Origin of the sequence: Halomonas sp. KM072 (genome assembly GCF_050710315.1) — a bacterium.
Taxonomy (GTDB): domain Bacteria; phylum Pseudomonadota; class Gammaproteobacteria; order Pseudomonadales; family Halomonadaceae; genus Vreelandella; species Vreelandella hamiltonii.
The window spans coordinates 669,415-684,444 of record NZ_CP136132.1 but is presented as its reverse complement, the minus strand read 5'-3'; the positions used below and the strand labels follow the sequence as shown (position 1 = coordinate 684,444).

Sequence of the window (15,030 nt, the reverse complement as noted above, 5' to 3'; positions counted from 1 at the left end):
CCCTTGGCATTGCTTGTTATGTTGGGTCTTGCAGTAACGGCGTTGGTGGTGATGACGCGTTTGGCGGTAGCACTTCGGGCACCGTGAGGTGGGCCAGAAAACCTCCGGTGGGTGCATTGGCAAAGTGAACGCTGCCGCCAAAGCGCTCGGCGATGGCGGCCACGATGGCCAGCCCCAGGCCACTGCCCTGGTGCTTGCTGGCACGCCAGAATCGTTGCGTTAGCTGTTTCAGCGTGGCGTCATCCACCCCAGGCCCCTCGTCGGCCACGGTGAACGTGACCCGCCCACCCCAACGCTGCACGCTCAGGTGAATCAGCGCGTTGGCAGGCCCATGGCGCACGGCGTTGTCCAGCAGATTGCGCAACGCGGTAATCGCCAGCTCACGAGGCATGGCCAGTTGCACATCGGGTAATGCCTCAGGCACGCGGCACTGTGCTGGGTCGACCACGCTATCGGTGACGGCCAGCTCGACCACCGGGCCGACGCTGCAAGGTTCGCCATCGTCGAAACGCATGCGCCCTTCCACCCGGGCCAGGGTGAGCAGCTGATCCAGCGTATCGGCCAGCCGCACCACGCCTTCTTCGGCGTGGCTCAAGGCTTCGCGTGCCAGCGGGCCTTCTGCCCGCTGCGCCACTTGAAGGTGGGTCTTGATAGCCGTTAGCGGCGTACGCAGCTCATGGGCGGCATCGTTGGTGAAGCGCTGCTCGCGCACCAGCGTCTGTTGAACGCGCACCAGCAGCCCATTGAGCGTGTCGATCAGCGGCTTGATCTCCTTGGGCACACCATAGGTAGACACCGGCGCCAGCGCTTCCGGGTGGCGGCTGGCCAGGGAGGCGCGCAAACGTGACAGTGGCGCCAGCCCACGCCATACACCAATCCACAGGGCGACCAGGCTACCCACCAGCGCCACCACGAACGGCACCACCGCCACCCGCACGATGCCGCCCAGCAGCAGGTTGCGCTCATCCATGCGGTCTGCCGTGGTGATGATCAGCCCACCTCGCTCGTAGGTGAACACACGCCAGGTGGTCTCCCCTTCCTGACGGTAGCTATGGCCGTGTTGGCCGGGAGCCAACACGGCCTCCATATTGGCGTGGGTCCGCGCAATGATCTCACCACGCGGCGAGTGCACCTGGCAGGCCAGCCCTTCAATGGGTGGAATGGAAAGCGCGGCAGTCATGTTCTGCTCCCACACCTCTGGCGGCAGCTGATGGACCAGCCCGGCCACCATGCGCGCCGACTGGGCCAGCCGCTGGTCGAGGGTGCGCACGAAAGACGCCTGTAAATCGTTCAACAGCCACGCGGCAGCCACGCCCCAGAGCAACACCAGCGTGATGCCCAGCATCAACAGTAGCCGTGCGCGCAGGCTCATCGTTGCCCCTTGGGCCGCTGGCCGGGCACCTGGACCGCCTCGGGCTTGCCCAACCGATACCCCAACCCACGCACGGTTTCGATGATGCCGCTGCCCAATTTGCGCCGCAGGTGGTGAATGTGCACATTGAGCGCGTTGCTTTCGACATCGTCGCTCAAGCCATACAGGCTATCCTTGAGCTGGTCGGCGGAAAGCACGCTGCGCGGCGCATGCAGGAAAGCTTCCAGCAGCACCAGTTCACGACGCGACAGGGCAACCAGGTGATCGGCCACTCTCACTTCTCGAGCAGCCGGGTCCAGGGTCAGGGTGCCGTGCACGGTCAAGCCCTGGCTGCGTCCTGCCACACGCCGCAACAGCGCATGCAGGCGCGCAACCAGCTCATCCAGGTCGAAGGGTTTGATCAGGTAGTCGTCAGCACCGGTTTGCAGCCCATCCACCCGGTCACGCACGGCATCTCTGGCCGTGAGCACCAGCACCGGCGTGGTGACCCCCTCGTCACGCCAGGCTTGCAGCAGGGTCAAGCCATCGCCATCCGGTAACCCACGGTCGAGGATGACCACGTCGCTGGCGACACTCTGCATGGCCTGCCGCGCTGCCTGTAACGACGTCACGTGCTCGACCACAAAGTGATACATCATCAGTCCGGCGCGAATACCCGACGCCACCAGCGGGTCATCTTCAATCAATAGGACGTGCATAGCGGTTTCCTTGTTATGGAAGCAGCATGACAAAAGCGTATTAACCGAGCGTTAAGCGCCGGTCGAAAACCCTTGCCTCAGATCAAAAAAAACGCCCCTGCCGACAGGGGCAAGGGCGACAACATGCCACGTTGGTTCAGTGGTGCTAGCGAGACAGGCGTGCAGCCCCCCACCAGCCCAGCACCATGGCCGCCAACATGGCCAGTAACGGCAGCGTGACGCCGCCCAGAGAAGCAATGGCAGGCCCCGGGCAGTAGCCGGAAAGCCCCCAGCCCACACCAAACAGCGCCGCACCGCCGAGGAGCTTGCCATCCAGCTCCTGGCGCGTGGGCAGTTGAAAGCCACCGGCCAACAGCGGCTGCCCCCGAGCAAACACCAGCCGGTAACCGGCAAACGTGGTGCACACCGCGCCCCCCAGCACGAACATCAGCGTGGGGTCCCAGGCGCCCGCAATATCCAGAAACCCCAGCACCCTCGCTGGGTCGGTCATGCCGGAAATAGCCAGCCCTAACCCAAACAGCAGCCCTGCCACGTAGCCCGCTGCCGTTTTCAACGCAGCCCGGCTCATACGCCACCCCCAATGACATGACGCACCACATACACGGTGGCGATGGCGGTCACCAGAAACATGCCCGTGGCCGCCATGGAACGCGGCGCCAAACGCGCCAGGCCGCATACGCCGTGGCCGCTGGTGCAGCCGCTGCCCAGCCCGGTGCCCAGCCCCACCAGCAGGCCCGCCAACAGCATCAACGAGACGCCTCCGGCAGGCGCGCCAATCACTTCACTGGGGCTGCCAGCCACATTGCCCAGGCCTCCGCCCAGCGCCATGACCAGCAGCGGGCCGCTGACCAGGCCCGCCAAAAAAGCCACCCGCCAAGCGCTATCGCCCTTGGGCCGCTGAAGCACCAGCCCTCCAATGATCCCGCTGATGCCGGCAACACGCCCCAGCGCCCCCATCAACCAAACGGCGGAGAGCCCAATCAACACGCCCCCCACCAGCCCTTGCAGGCTTGCCATTACGTCCACCGTCTGCTCCTTGTATTGCGTAGATTGAAAAGATTCAGAAACGATTGAGCGGCACCTTGAGATACACCTGACCGTTGTCTTCCTCGGGGGGCAGCTCCCCAGCCCGCATGTTGACCTGCACCGACGGAATGATCAGCCGAGGCATGCCCAGGGTGGCATCTCGCTCGGTGCGCATACGCACGAAGGCGTCTTCACTGATGCCCTCGTGCACATGAATGTTGGCCTGGCGCTGCTCGGCAACGCTGGTTTCGTGCTGGTACACGTCACGCCCCGGGGCTTTATAGTCGTGGCACAGAAACAGCCGTGTCGTGTCAGGCAGGGCCAGCACTTTCTGAATCGAACGATAGAGAGTGCGGGCATCGCCACCGGGAAAATCACAGCGGGCGGTGCCGTAGTCGGGCATGAACAGCGTATCGCCGACAAACGCGGCATCCCCCACCACATAGGTCAAACAGGCGGGCGTGTGGCCAGGCGTATGCAGCACGCTGGCTTCCAGGGCTCCAATCATGAAGGTATCGCCCTCCTGGAATAGCGCGTCGAACTGGCTACCGTCCCGGGCAAACTCGGTGCCCGCATTGAAGGCCTTGCCGAAAATCTCCTGCACCTCGACGATGTACGCTCCAATGCCGGTCTTGCCGCCCAGCTGGGCGTGCAAGTAGGGGGCCGCCGAAAGGTGGTCGGCATGAACGTGGGTTTCCAGTATCCAGGCCACGCTTAGCCCTTCACGGCGCACAAACGCAATGATCTGCTCCGCTGAACGGGTATCGGTTCGCCCAGCGGCGTAATCAAAATCGAGTACGGAGTCGATGATGGCGCAGGCGGTGCCATCGGGGTCTCTCACCACGTAACTGAACGTGTTGGTTGGCTCATCGAAAAAGGGCGTGACGACGGGGCGTTGCATGATGGACCTCCAGCAGTTGACCGCACGCAGTGTGCATTGCACCAAGTGTATCTCACCAAAACATTATATTGTTATTACTTTTTATAATTAGCAATTGTAAAATTTAGTTAAAAACACTCCTTTCGACTAAGGTAGGTCGCCTCATGGCCGATAGGAGTGAGGGTTCACCCACTGAACTAATCGATATAAGGACGCCATGAACAACCTGACTACTACACAGAAACTTTGGAGCACGCTGGGCATCATCTGGGTGGCCATGCTGCTCCTGGTAGGCTGGCTGGCCTGGGAAAACCGCCAAACCATCGCCAACGAGCGCCGCGACAGCATTCAGTACATCGTCAACAGCGTTCACGGTCAGCTCGCCGATCTGCAAGCACGTGCCGCCAGCGGTGAACTGAGCGTCGATGAAGCGCAGCAGCGGGCCATCGATAACCTTGCCAGCGTTCGCTTTGGTGAAGGCGAATATGTGTTTGCGTTCGACAACCAGTTGGCCATCGTGTCCCACCCCAATCGCCCGCGTGGCGAAGACATGACCAACTTCCAGGACGCCAGCGGCATGCGCTTGTACAGCGTACTTCGCGATGTGGCCCAGGCAGGTGGCGGGCACGTGGATTACTACTCGCGGCGCATCTCGGGTGAAGAGCAGTCACCCAAGGTAAGCTATGTGTCCCACTTGCCCGAATGGGGTTGGTCCATGGCGGCAGGCGTCTATGTGGACGATATCGATGCAGCCTTTGTGGCTGGACTGGTACGTTCGGCAGTCATTCTGCTGGTCATTGGCCTGCCCGTGACGCTGCTGATGGGCTGGGTGATCCGGGACGTGGCGCGTCGGCTGGGCGGTGACCCCCGCTATGCGGCCAGTGTGGTACGTCATATTGCCGATGGCGATCTGACCCAGGCCGCTGCATTGAAAGGAAGTGATCAAAGCAGCCTGCTGTTCGACATCAACCGGATGCGCGAAACCCTGGCGGGCACCATCAGCGACATCCATCATGGCGCCGATCAGGTCAACAACGGGGTGGAACAGATCGTAGGTGTCAATGAAGAGCTCTCGACGCGCACCGAAGAGCAGGCAGCGTCGCTGGCGGAGACCGCTTCCAGCATGGAGCAGTTGACCGCGACAGTGAAGCAGAACGCAGAGCATGCCGACCACGCTCGCAGCCTGGCCTCCCAAACCGCAGAAAGCGCCCAGCGGGGTAGCGACGCCATGGCCTCGGTGATCGATACCATGGCGACCATCAATGAAAGCGCCACTCGCATGAGCAGCATCGTCGAAACGATCAATGCGATTGCCTTCCAGACCAATATCCTGGCGCTGAATGCCTCCGTGGAAGCCGCTCGTGCAGGGGAGCAAGGGCGCGGTTTTGCCGTGGTGGCCAACGAGGTTCGACAGCTGGCCAGCCGCTCCGCGTCTGCCGCCCAGGAGATCAAGGGGCTGATCGAGAATGCCGATGCTCAGGTGGTCGAAGGCAGCCGCCGAGTGCGCAGTACCGGTGATGTCATCAACGGCGTGGTGGGCGACATCCAGCAGCTCAGCACGCTGGTCCAGGAAATTTCTGCGGCCACCATCGAACAGAGCAGCGGCATCGAGCAGGTCAACCAGGCCGTAACGCAGATGGACCAGATGACCCAGCAAAATGCCGGACTGGTGCAGCAAAGCAATCACGCTGCCCAGCAATTGGCGCATTTGAGCACCCAGCTGCGTCAGATGGTCAACAACTTCAAGCTCAACGCGTCACGGCATCAAGCCAAGGCGTTGTCACTGGCGCCTTCCAGCACACAGGTGCACAGTGACGATTTCTAGGCGTCAAACGTAGGCCGTCATGGCCTACACATCCCCCTGGTTATCCAGCGCGACCGCTTCGTGCATCCGGGTCAGCAGGTCAGGTACAGCGGCCTGCACCCGGTTCCAGCTAGGAATGAACGGGCGCTCACGCGGGTTGTCCAGAAACAGGTTGCCAGCTTCCAGCAGGTTGCTGGCAAACAGCTCTACCGCCTGCTCTTCGCAGTGGCGGTCCAGACTCAGTCCATTCATGGTGGCGTCGTGGTCATAGGCCTCGATCAAGTCCAGGGCCAACCGATAATAGGTGGCTTTCAAGGTACGGAAATCTTCGCTGCTAAAACTGACGCCTTGCGTGGCCAGCTTGCGGTAAAGTGCCTTGGCGATATCCAGGCTCATGCGGTTCAAACCACCGCTGGCATCCTCTTCGCTCACTGGCTGGTGCTTGTGGTCGTAGGCATCGGCAATATCTACCTGGCACAGCTGGCGATGCGAGTAGTTGCGCTGTAGCTCCGAGAGCACGCCAATTTCCAGCCCCCAATCGGCAGGAATGCGAATGCCCTCCAGCACGTCGCTGCGCATGGCAAACTCCCCCGACAACGGGTAGCGGAAACTGTCCAGGTAATCCAGATACGGCAGCGGGCCGCACACGGTCTTCAATGCCCGTAGCAGCGGCGTCACCATCAAACGAGACACCCGACCATTCAGCTTGCCTTCGGCAATGCGTGGGTAGTACCCCTTGCAGAAGCTGTAGTTGAAGCGCGGATGCGCCACCGGATACATCAAGCGCGCCAGCAAGCTGCGGTCGTAGGTCAGAATATCGCAGTCGTGCAGTCCCACCACCGACGAGCGTCCTGACGCCAGCACATACCCCGCGCAGTACCATACGTTGCGCCCTTTGCCAGGTTCAAGCGCCCCTAGCCCGTGATGCTCGAGCTCCGCATCCAGCGCTCGCAGCCGAGGACCATCGTTCCACAGAATGCGGGTATGCTGAGGCAAGCGTGAAAAAAACTCGCGAGCATAAAGAAACTGCTCTCGGTCGGCCCGGTCCAGGCCAATCACGATCTCGTTGAGATAAGGAACCTTGGCCAACTCATCGACAATGACCGACAGCGCAGGCCCTTCCAGCTCGGAAAACAGCGACGGTAGAATCAACCCCATGGGGCGGCGCTTGGCAAATTGGCACAGCTCCCGCTCGAGATCTTCCACGGGGCGACGGGTCAGATTATGAAAATCGGTAATGACGCCATTCTGATGAAAATCACTCATGCGCGCTTCCTCGTTGAGTTAAGCCGTGGTGGTTTGCAGATGGGGCTCCGCCGCTAGCCGGCGGTCGTCTCGCCCCCACCAGTGAGCCACCCCCTCGGCCCATCCGGCTGGCCCGGTTGCCTGGGTGCGGTACAGCGCCCGGTTGTGTGGCGCCACCCTCAAGTCATGGCACCCTTTGATCACCACGGCCTGATCGACGGCTTCCAGCATCGAAACGTCGTTGGGGCCATCGCCTAGCCCCAGCGCAAGCGGCTGCCGCCCGCGTAGCGACGCAAAGCGCTGAATCAACCAGTTCACCGCACTTCCCTTGCCCGATGCCTGCGCCATGACGTGCCAGAAACGACCGCCCTGGGTCATGGTCAACCCATCGCCCTCCAGCGCAGCACGCAATTTTTCCAAGGCATTTTCATCGTCTTCCCAGATCAGCGGCTCGCTGCCCTCGCGCCGCTTGGCTGCTTTGGCACGGGGCTCGTCCAGGCCAGTTCTGGCCATGACCTCTGCCACCTCCATCTCCCCCATGGGCGTAAACCGCAGGTCGAGACGCTGCTTCCAGATGGCCAGGCGTGCACGGATAAAGCGGATATCCACCCCCGTGTGCTTGATGACCACGCCGTCCAGCCCGCTACCCGGCCGGTCAAGGCTGGCATGGCACCAGCCGGGCGGCAGACCAATCACGGCACCGTTTTCAGCAATGAAGGGCGTTGCCGTCAGCCCCAGCGCTTCACGTAGCGGCACCAGTTCGGCCCGCGTTTTGCTGGTGACAGGAATGACCGGCACGCCCAACTGCTTGAGGCGGGCAAGCCAAGGGGCCGCAGGCGAAAAGTCGTAGCTGTGGTGGTCCAGCAAGGAACCGTCGAGATCAGTGACCACCAGACGCGGCTGTAACGCGGGGTCAAGTAGTGCAGGACTAGCGGACTCGGTCATGGCAGCACCTTTTGCAAACTGGAATCAGGTCATTCAAAAGCCGAACGTGAAGGCCTTTCGAAAAAAGCACCTAAGGTAGGAAACTACCAAAGCAGAATGCATGCCAGAACGATTTAGTTAATTAAAATCAAATAATTAAAACACACGAAAGCTTCCAACAAAGGCAGCACCAAAATAGGGCAAGCGAAGACGCACCAAAAAAGCGCAAATAAACAGAGGCCAAGATGCGGGAGTATTGCCAGAAATTGTACAAGAATTATCTAATAGAGCGCCCAAAACGACACAACAACAAAATTTTTTACACAAATCCTTGGCAAACATTTAAAAATAGCTATACTCGAATTGTACCCACTGGCGATCTCGTACACCCCCTCACCAGATGTCAGTGGGCTGCAGTGAGCCAAGCCCTTTGATGCCCGCCACCCCCTGGCGGGCTTTTTTTGTTCAGCAAAAGCAAAGCAGTCCCAAGCCTGCCTGTGGAAGGCCAATTCATTGGCTGATAGCCTAGAACAGGCACCCAGCCTGCTTGTGGGAGGCCAATTTCATTGGCTGATAGCCAGAGCTGGCACCCAACCTGCTTGTGGGAGGCCAATTTCATTGGGCGACTGCCTGAGTAGCCACCCCTATCAAGCCAGGTGCTGGAATCATCGCGGGCTGAAGCCCCCCTACAACAGTGAGCTGCCCCAAGCCAGCGTGTGGGTGCTTACTCTACGTGAATCACTACTTCGACACGTCGATTGCGGGCGCGCCCCTCGGCGCTGCTGTTATCTTCCAGTGGGCGAGTGTCGGCAAAACCGACCGCGCGTAGCCGTTCAGGTTCGACACCTGCAGCTTCCAGTGCTTCGACGATGGCAATGGCCCGTGCGCTGGAAAGCGCCCAGTTGGACGAAAACTCGGGGGTATTGATCGACTGACTATCCGAGTGCCCTTCGACCCAGACTTCACCGTCGTAGCGCTGAATGGTTTCCAGCAGGCTTCCCACCAGCGATGTACCGCCCTCGGTCAGCCCAGCGGTGGCTGAAGGAAACAGCAGCTGATCCTGCACGCGCAGGCTGATGCCTTCTGCCACTCGGGAGACCTCGACGCCATCCAGGTCAGGCAGGTAAAGGGACGATTCGACCCGCTCAGACAACTGCTCGTCCAGTGCCAACGCACTGCTGATGGCCTCGTCCTCCACCTGCTGGACGTTGACGGGCGGGCGATCGGTCAACAGCACCATGTAATTTGCCAGTGGCTGGCCCGAGCGCTGAGTTTCATGGGTAAGCAGCGGCGTGGGCAGCGCAGGCAGGTAACGCTCCAGCAGCGGCGCTACCGGCGATGCTGGCTCGACAGGTGCCAGCGCCAGCAAAGGCGGCACCTCGGCGGGTTCAGGCATCACCATGACCGGTGCGGGCAGCCCAGCCACCCCCAAGGCCGCGCTGATGGCCATCGGGCTGAGCGTTCCGGGCTCATTCAGATAAGCAATGTTGCGCTTTTGGCGACGTTCATCCAACAGCGCAGGCAGCGGAACTTCCAAGGTAGGCACACTGCTTTCACTGATCTCGGTGTCAGGTGCTTCCGGGTTCCAGTTGGGGCCAGTGACCCCGGCAGCAGCAATGATGATCACGAACAGCGCCACCAGTAGCGTCATGATGTCGATGTAGCTGATCATCCAGCCATTGTTGCTATCGTCTTCCGGGTAAGATGACAGCAACGAATCGTGACGAGGGCCGCTACGATGGTCCTCAAGCATGGGGGTTACTCATTCAAGTTTTAAACCTCGTGGCCGATCTACTATGAGCATGGCAAACTAGTCTATCAAAAAGCCGTTTACTAGCGATAAGGAACTACCGGTGCGCATTCGTCCTCTGTTGTCTCTCACTCGCCGCTGTCTTGCCCCACTTGGGCTAGGCGCGGTTGGCCTGATGCTAAGCGGCTGTTTTTACGCCAACACATCACAAACGCCGATTGCTACCACCTACCCTTACAGTGAACAACAGCGCATGCAGGCTGCCCAGCACTGGGAAGTCCTGGCCCGACATGAAGCGGCAGGTATCCTGGCCAGCGAACGGGTACGGTTCCGCGACCTGCACATTCTCGCCCCCGAACACGCACAGTACGGCAGTTATTACAGTGGCGGAGAGTTCGAACGAGGCTTCAGAACCCTGCTGACCAGCGAGCTGGTGTCACGCGGTGGCAGCGTCACTACCCAGCCCCGTGCCAACGGAGCAACGGTTCAGATCGATGTGGAAGTCGTTCAGCATCGTGACCGTGGTTATACGCGTCCGCCTTTTGGTGCTTACACGGCGCTGGCAACCGGCATTGCCGTCGCCAGCTTTCCCATCCGCCACTGGAGTGAGCCTGGGCTGGCACTGATCCCGGCCGGCATCCTCGCCGACTCTGTCGGGGGTAGTTGGACACCCACCAGCAACGAAGAGATCATCGTCACCACACAGATCGTTGAACAGGATCAAATCCTCTACTCTTCGTCCAATATCTATTACATTAATGCCGGTGATCGGCGCCAGTATGCACCCCATAGAGTGCCTCAGGCTCCCACGACGCCGACTATTTCCATCACCGACACTTGGTAACCTTTATGCTGTTGACGCTTATGACGGTGCTTCCTGTCTCTTACCGCCGCGCCATGAACACTGCTGCGCTGAGCCTTGCGCTATTGATGCTGACGGGCTGCGCATCGCTTGGCAACAGCAGCCAACCTGAAGCGCCCAAACCAGACCTGTCTGAACTTGCACATCAAGCTGCCCAGCAAATGATGGCAAGCAACCCCGATCTTACCCGCTATAGCCCCATGATTGCGGCCACCTTCGTCAGCATCGACAACTTGAGCCAGTCGTCCACTTTTGGACGCATCAGTTCGGAGATCATGGCCTCGGCACTTGCCCAGCAAGGCATGCAGGTGCGGGAGGTCAAGATGCGCGATAGCATGTTCATCGAAGAGAATGTGGGAGAGCTGATTCTCTCCAGGCAAGTACAACGTTTGAGCTCTCAGCACAATGCTCGCTCCATTCTCATGGGAACCTATGCACAAGGTCAGGACTCTCTGTATGTGAGCGCACGGGTGGTGCGTGCTGGGGATGCGATGGTCTTGGGCAGTGCAGACTTCCGCCTCCCCTTGGACAACAACATCCGCAGTTTGCTGGAAAGCCAAGGCGGTTGGTGATGGCCGGGTAAATGACCCAGCACCATCAGATAGTATCGAAGAGCCTGAGGAGCCTACTCCCCAGGCTTTTCATTGAAATGAGCAAAGAGAGCCAATGCCGTCTCAAACAAAATCTCGCAAGCCGCATATCGTGGCGACCAGCAGAATCATCAAGCTATTGGCCAACATCACCAAGCTGTTGAGCTATGGTTTTCATGCCCTGTTCCCCAACAAGCGCTTTACGCTCCCGGAACAAGCGGCGCCCTGGCTGAAGCCCAAAGAGCCAACGCCCATTCCCAAGATCATCTGGCAGACCAACTTCACCAACAAGGTCACGCTGCCCGTTTATCTGAATTATCTGTTCAACCGCCTGATGGCACCGCGTTTCGAGTATCGGTTCATGATTACCGAGGCCAGAAAAGCGTTCATTGCCGACCACTACCCCGCAGAGGTCAATCAGCAATATGATCGCCTGCAAATCGGTGCTGCCCAAGCCGACTTCTGGCGGCTGCTGGTGCTCTACCAACACGGTGGCGTGTATCTGGATATCGATGCCCATGCGATCTGGCCCTTGGCCAACACGTTAGGCAAGCATGAGGAGCTTTACATCACCACACGCCGTGGTGAGCTCAGCAACTATTTCATTGCCAGCCGACCCGGCAATCCGAACCTGTTGAAGCTGATCGAGCGAGTCCAGCACAATATCCAGGACAGCTCCCTGACCAACGTCTTCGAGTTGACCGGGCCGGGGGTTTTCATCGCGCTACTCGATCAACAGGCCGTGCCCACTGTCTCCTATCGGCATGCCTGCAATCAGGGCAGCTTCACCAACGAGCATTTTCAGTATATCGACAAAAAAGCGGGAAAATGGACCAAAGAGCAGCGTACCGTCAGCGTTGTGAGACCAGAGCCTGCGCGTGATGCTCAGGACCGTTCTGCCGATTGATACGTGCTTAGGAAACGCGACCTACCATAAAAAAACGCTAGCCCGAGGCTAGCGTTTTTTACTTGCTGAAGGCAGTAGCGCTTACTTGTAAACCGGGAAGCGGCCACACACCTCTGCCACTTTATCCAACACCTGGGCTTCGATGCCGCTGGTGTCTTCGCCTTTGGCCAGGACGTCGAGGATATCGCAGATCCAGCCCGCCAGTTGGGTACACTCTTGCTCGCCGAAACCACGGGTGGTCACTGCCGGGGTGCCGATACGCAGGCCAGAGGTGACGAACGGGCTTTGCGGGTCGTTGGGCACGGCGTTCTTGTTGACGGTGATGTGGGCACGGCCCAAGGCAGCATCCGCATCTTTGCCGGTCACGCCCTGCTTGATCAGAGAAAGCAGGAACAGGTGGTCTTCGGTACCGCCCGAGACGATGTCGTAGCCACGCTCGATGAACACGGTTGCCATGGCCTGTGCGTTCTTGACGACCTGCTGCTGGTAGGTCTTGAACTCGGGCGCCATGGCTTCCTTGAAGCAGATCGCCTTGGCCGCGATGACGTGCATCAGCGGGCCGCCCTGGCCGCCGGGGAAGACGGCAGACTGGAGCTTTTTCTCGATCTCGGGGTTGTTTTCCGCCGAGAGGATCACGCCGCTACGGGGGCCACGCAGGGTCTTGTGGGTGGTGGAGGTGACCACGTGGGCATGGGGCAGCGGGCTGGGGTAGACACCGGCCGCCACCAGACCCGAGACGTGGGCCATATCGACCAGCAGGTAAGCCCCTACTTCATCGGCGATTTCGCGGAACTTGGCCCAATCGACAATCTGGGAGTAGGCCGAGAAGCCCGCAATGATCATTTTCGGCTGGTGCTCACGGGCCAGTTGGGCCACTTGAGCGTAATCGATCAGGCCTTGCTCATCGAGACCGTACTGGATGGCGTTGTAGTGCTTGCCAGAGAAGTTGGGCTTGGCACCGTGAGTCAGGTGACCGCCCGCATCCAGGCTCATGCCGAGGATGGTGTCGCCGGGGCTGACCAGCGCCTGGAACACGGCGCTGTTCGCCTGAGAGCCGGAGTGCGGCTGCACGTTGACATAAGTAGCGCCAAACAGCTCTTTGGCGTAATCGATGGCCAGGTTCTCGGCGATATCGACAAACTCGCAGCCGCCGTAGTAGCGCTTGCCGGGGTAGCCTTCGGCGTATTTGTTGGTCAGCTGGCTGCCTTGTGCTTCCAAGACACGCGGGCTGGCGTAGTTTTCGGAAGCAATCAGTTCGATGTGGGCTTCCTGGCGTGCCACTTCCTTCTGCATGGCATCAAACAGCACATCATCGAATCCGGCAATTGTCATATCGCGGCTGAACATCGGCGGGAACCTCGTAACGAAACGGTCATCATGGAGAAGCGAGAGGGCCATGATACCCCAGTCAGACGCGACTTTCATCGCATCCGTATCAGGTGTTGCATGAGCATGTTTCATGTTGCCAGAGGCGATCTCACCCTGACCAACTGGACAACCGCGCTATTTGAGCTGAAAGGTGAAGCGTAAACGTTGGCTACTGCCAAGCGGGTCCATCATGAATTGTTCGAGGGTAAACGGGTCCGGCAACGCGATGTGCGTGGTCAAGGATTGGGCGTGGCCGCCCATGATATCGACCAGCGCCACCATCAGTTTGGCGACCTGCGGGCCTGCCACGGCTTCGAGCTGGCGGGCCTGGGCCCAACTGTGTGACACCATTTGCGAGGTACTGATCCCCTCTTGGGCAGCGAGTTCAGAGGCGAGACGCGGCAGCAGGCCGGCATCCTCGTAGGCCAGGGTGATGCTACCGCCATGGAGGGTGGCCGTTTCGAACAGGGTGGGGTCTTGCATGGCCTGCTCGACGGTGACGTGCGCTGGCAGGGTCACGGGAAGCTCCATCTGATAGCGCACGTCACCCGCCCCGCTGAGCTGCAAGAAGCCTTCCGACGTCAGCTGCGGTGGTTGGGTCTCGTCATCCCACTCAGAGACACTGCGACCTGCGGCATTCATCTGCCCGCTGCCACCGGTCAATACATTGTTCATTACCTGAAGGTCCTGGCGCTCTTGCGCAGGCGCCAAGCGAATCAGTTGCCCGATATCCAGCGCGGCTCCTTGGAAGCCCACATCGCCTACGTAGGTATTGCCACTGGCCCAGGCGCGCTCCAGCAGAACACTCCAGCGGTCTCCGGTCAGGCGGAAGCCATTCAACTCGGCCCGTTCCAACTGCGCTTGCCCTGGGCGGTCGAGCCCTTGCAGCCCACGAACGATCACTTCATCCAGCGCCAGAGACGCGGTAAAGCCAGACGCCAAATCGTTGAACTCGGCGTTTAGCCCGTGTAGCTCAAAACGTCCAAGGGCGGCGTGGCTCATCTCTTCCAGCACCAGGGCTTCCAGGGTGAGGTAGCCCGTCAGCGCCGCGTCGTTGCCCCACTCTGCTGTCCACTGCTTGGCCAAGGTGCCGTCCAGCCACAGCGAAAGCTCCTGCAAACGCAAGCCGTGAAGCGGTGCATCTGAGGTCGTGAAGTTGGTGAAGTCGGGGACGGCCGCTCCTGGTCGATCGAGGGCCAGCTCGGTCAGCGTCAAGACCGGGTCACTGACGTCAGGCTCGATGACGCGGATACCGTGAAAAGAGACGCTCTCGGGTTGGTCGTAATCGCCCTGCACGTGGTAGGCCTCGATGGTCACCACATCGCCTTGCGCCTGCCGGATCACGATATGCTCGGCGATCACGCGCTGCTCCTGTTCACGGAGTTCGCCGATTTCGATGAGCTGCTCGCCACGGCCCCACTGGGCCTGCAGGTCAGCCTCCAGCCGCGCCACGGATGCATGGGCATCACCAGCGCTCAACAGGGTGACAACAAGCCCTGCCAGGATCGGCATGCCCTGTTGAAAACGAGGAAGCACAGGTAAAAAAGGAGAGACGTTGAACGACCACATGCCGCGAACTCCAATGAAGAGGCGCGTAGCATACA

The 15,030-nt window shown here is 60.0% G+C and carries 14 protein-coding genes; 4 read left to right on the top strand and 10 right to left on the bottom strand.

The window, feature by feature from the left end; all coding sequences use genetic code 11:
* Positions 1-16: 16 nt before the first annotated feature.
* From RVM26_RS03165 to RVM26_RS03145, 5 genes are all read right to left on the bottom strand, one after another.
* Positions 17-1,372 carry a sensor histidine kinase family protein gene (locus RVM26_RS03165; RefSeq protein WP_498940741.1) on the bottom strand — a complete coding sequence of 452 codons (1,356 nt, stop codon included), beginning with the start codon at positions 1,370-1,372 and terminating at the stop codon, positions 17-19.
* Positions 1,369-2,070 carry a response regulator gene (locus RVM26_RS03160; RefSeq protein WP_016913284.1) on the bottom strand — a complete coding sequence of 234 codons (702 nt, stop codon included), beginning with the start codon at positions 2,068-2,070 and terminating at the stop codon, positions 1,369-1,371. Before RVM26_RS03160 ends, RVM26_RS03165 begins: the two co-directional genes overlap by 4 nt.
* Before the next feature lie 145 nt (positions 2,071-2,215).
* On the bottom strand, positions 2,216-2,638 hold the full coding sequence (locus RVM26_RS03155) for a DUF6691 family protein (RefSeq protein ID WP_498940739.1): 423 nt from the start codon (positions 2,636-2,638) through the stop codon (positions 2,216-2,218).
* Positions 2,635-3,096: a YeeE/YedE family protein gene (locus RVM26_RS03150; RefSeq protein WP_287806003.1), complete on the bottom strand. Its 462-nt coding sequence runs from the start codon at positions 3,094-3,096 to the stop codon at positions 2,635-2,637. The genes RVM26_RS03155 and RVM26_RS03150 overlap by 4 nt, the downstream gene beginning before the upstream one ends.
* Before the next feature lie 34 nt (positions 3,097-3,130).
* Entirely contained in the window at positions 3,131-3,997 is an 867-nt protein-coding gene (locus RVM26_RS03145) for an MBL fold metallo-hydrolase (RefSeq protein ID WP_498940737.1), read from the bottom strand.
* Between the two features lie 196 nt (positions 3,998-4,193).
* On the opposite strand from RVM26_RS03145, the gene RVM26_RS03140 reads away from it, so the two are divergent.
* Positions 4,194-5,801 (top strand): methyl-accepting chemotaxis protein, encoded by a 1,608-nt coding sequence (locus RVM26_RS03140; RefSeq protein ID WP_498940735.1) that lies wholly within the window; start codon positions 4,194-4,196, stop codon positions 5,799-5,801.
* 24 nt (positions 5,802-5,825) lie between these two features.
* Here RVM26_RS03140 and RVM26_RS03135 read toward each other — a convergent pair whose 3' ends face one another.
* The 3 genes from RVM26_RS03135 to RVM26_RS03125 form a co-directional block, all read right to left on the bottom strand.
* A complete protein-coding gene (locus tag RVM26_RS03135; RefSeq protein WP_498940733.1) occupies positions 5,826-7,046 on the bottom strand; it encodes a glycosyltransferase family protein in 1,221 nt (406 codons plus the stop codon).
* An 18-nt stretch (positions 7,047-7,064) separates the two neighbouring features.
* Positions 7,065-7,970, bottom strand: coding sequence for an HAD-IIB family hydrolase (locus RVM26_RS03130; protein WP_498940731.1), 906 nt, complete (start codon positions 7,968-7,970; stop codon positions 7,065-7,067).
* 703 nt (positions 7,971-8,673) lie between these two features.
* Positions 8,674-9,702, bottom strand: a complete 1,029-nt coding sequence (locus RVM26_RS03125; RefSeq protein ID WP_039183758.1) for an OmpA family protein — start codon at positions 9,700-9,702, stop codon at positions 8,674-8,676.
* 172 nt (positions 9,703-9,874) lie between these two features.
* Here RVM26_RS03125 and RVM26_RS03120 point away from each other — a divergent pair, with 172 nt between their 5' ends.
* The 3 genes from RVM26_RS03120 (at position 9,875) to RVM26_RS03110 (ending at position 12,058) form a co-directional block, all read left to right on the top strand.
* The gene (locus tag RVM26_RS03120; RefSeq protein WP_052196507.1) at positions 9,875-10,543 is read left to right on the top strand and encodes a hypothetical protein; all 669 of its coding nucleotides are present in this window, start codon (positions 9,875-9,877) and stop codon (positions 10,541-10,543) included.
* Between the two features lie 5 nt (positions 10,544-10,548).
* On the top strand, positions 10,549-11,133 hold the full coding sequence (locus RVM26_RS03115; protein ID WP_240525219.1) for a FlgO family outer membrane protein: 585 nt from the start codon (positions 10,549-10,551) through the stop codon (positions 11,131-11,133).
* A 94-nt stretch (positions 11,134-11,227) separates the two neighbouring features.
* On the top strand, positions 11,228-12,058 hold the full coding sequence (locus RVM26_RS03110; protein ID WP_498940729.1) for a glycosyltransferase family 32 protein: 831 nt from the start codon (positions 11,228-11,230) through the stop codon (positions 12,056-12,058).
* Positions 12,059-12,139: 81 nt separating this feature from the next.
* Here the strand turns inward: RVM26_RS03110 and glyA are convergent, their stop codons facing one another.
* Together glyA and RVM26_RS03100 are read right to left on the bottom strand one after the other, a co-directional pair.
* On the bottom strand, positions 12,140-13,405 hold the full coding sequence (gene glyA / locus RVM26_RS03105) for a serine hydroxymethyltransferase (protein WP_016913272.1): 1,266 nt from the start codon (positions 13,403-13,405) through the stop codon (positions 12,140-12,142).
* A 156-nt stretch (positions 13,406-13,561) separates the two neighbouring features.
* The gene (locus tag RVM26_RS03100) at positions 13,562-14,995 is read right to left on the bottom strand and encodes an aq_1923 C-terminal domain (RefSeq protein WP_498940727.1); all 1,434 of its coding nucleotides are present in this window, start codon (positions 14,993-14,995) and stop codon (positions 13,562-13,564) included.
* Positions 14,996-15,030: the final 35 nt, after the last annotated feature.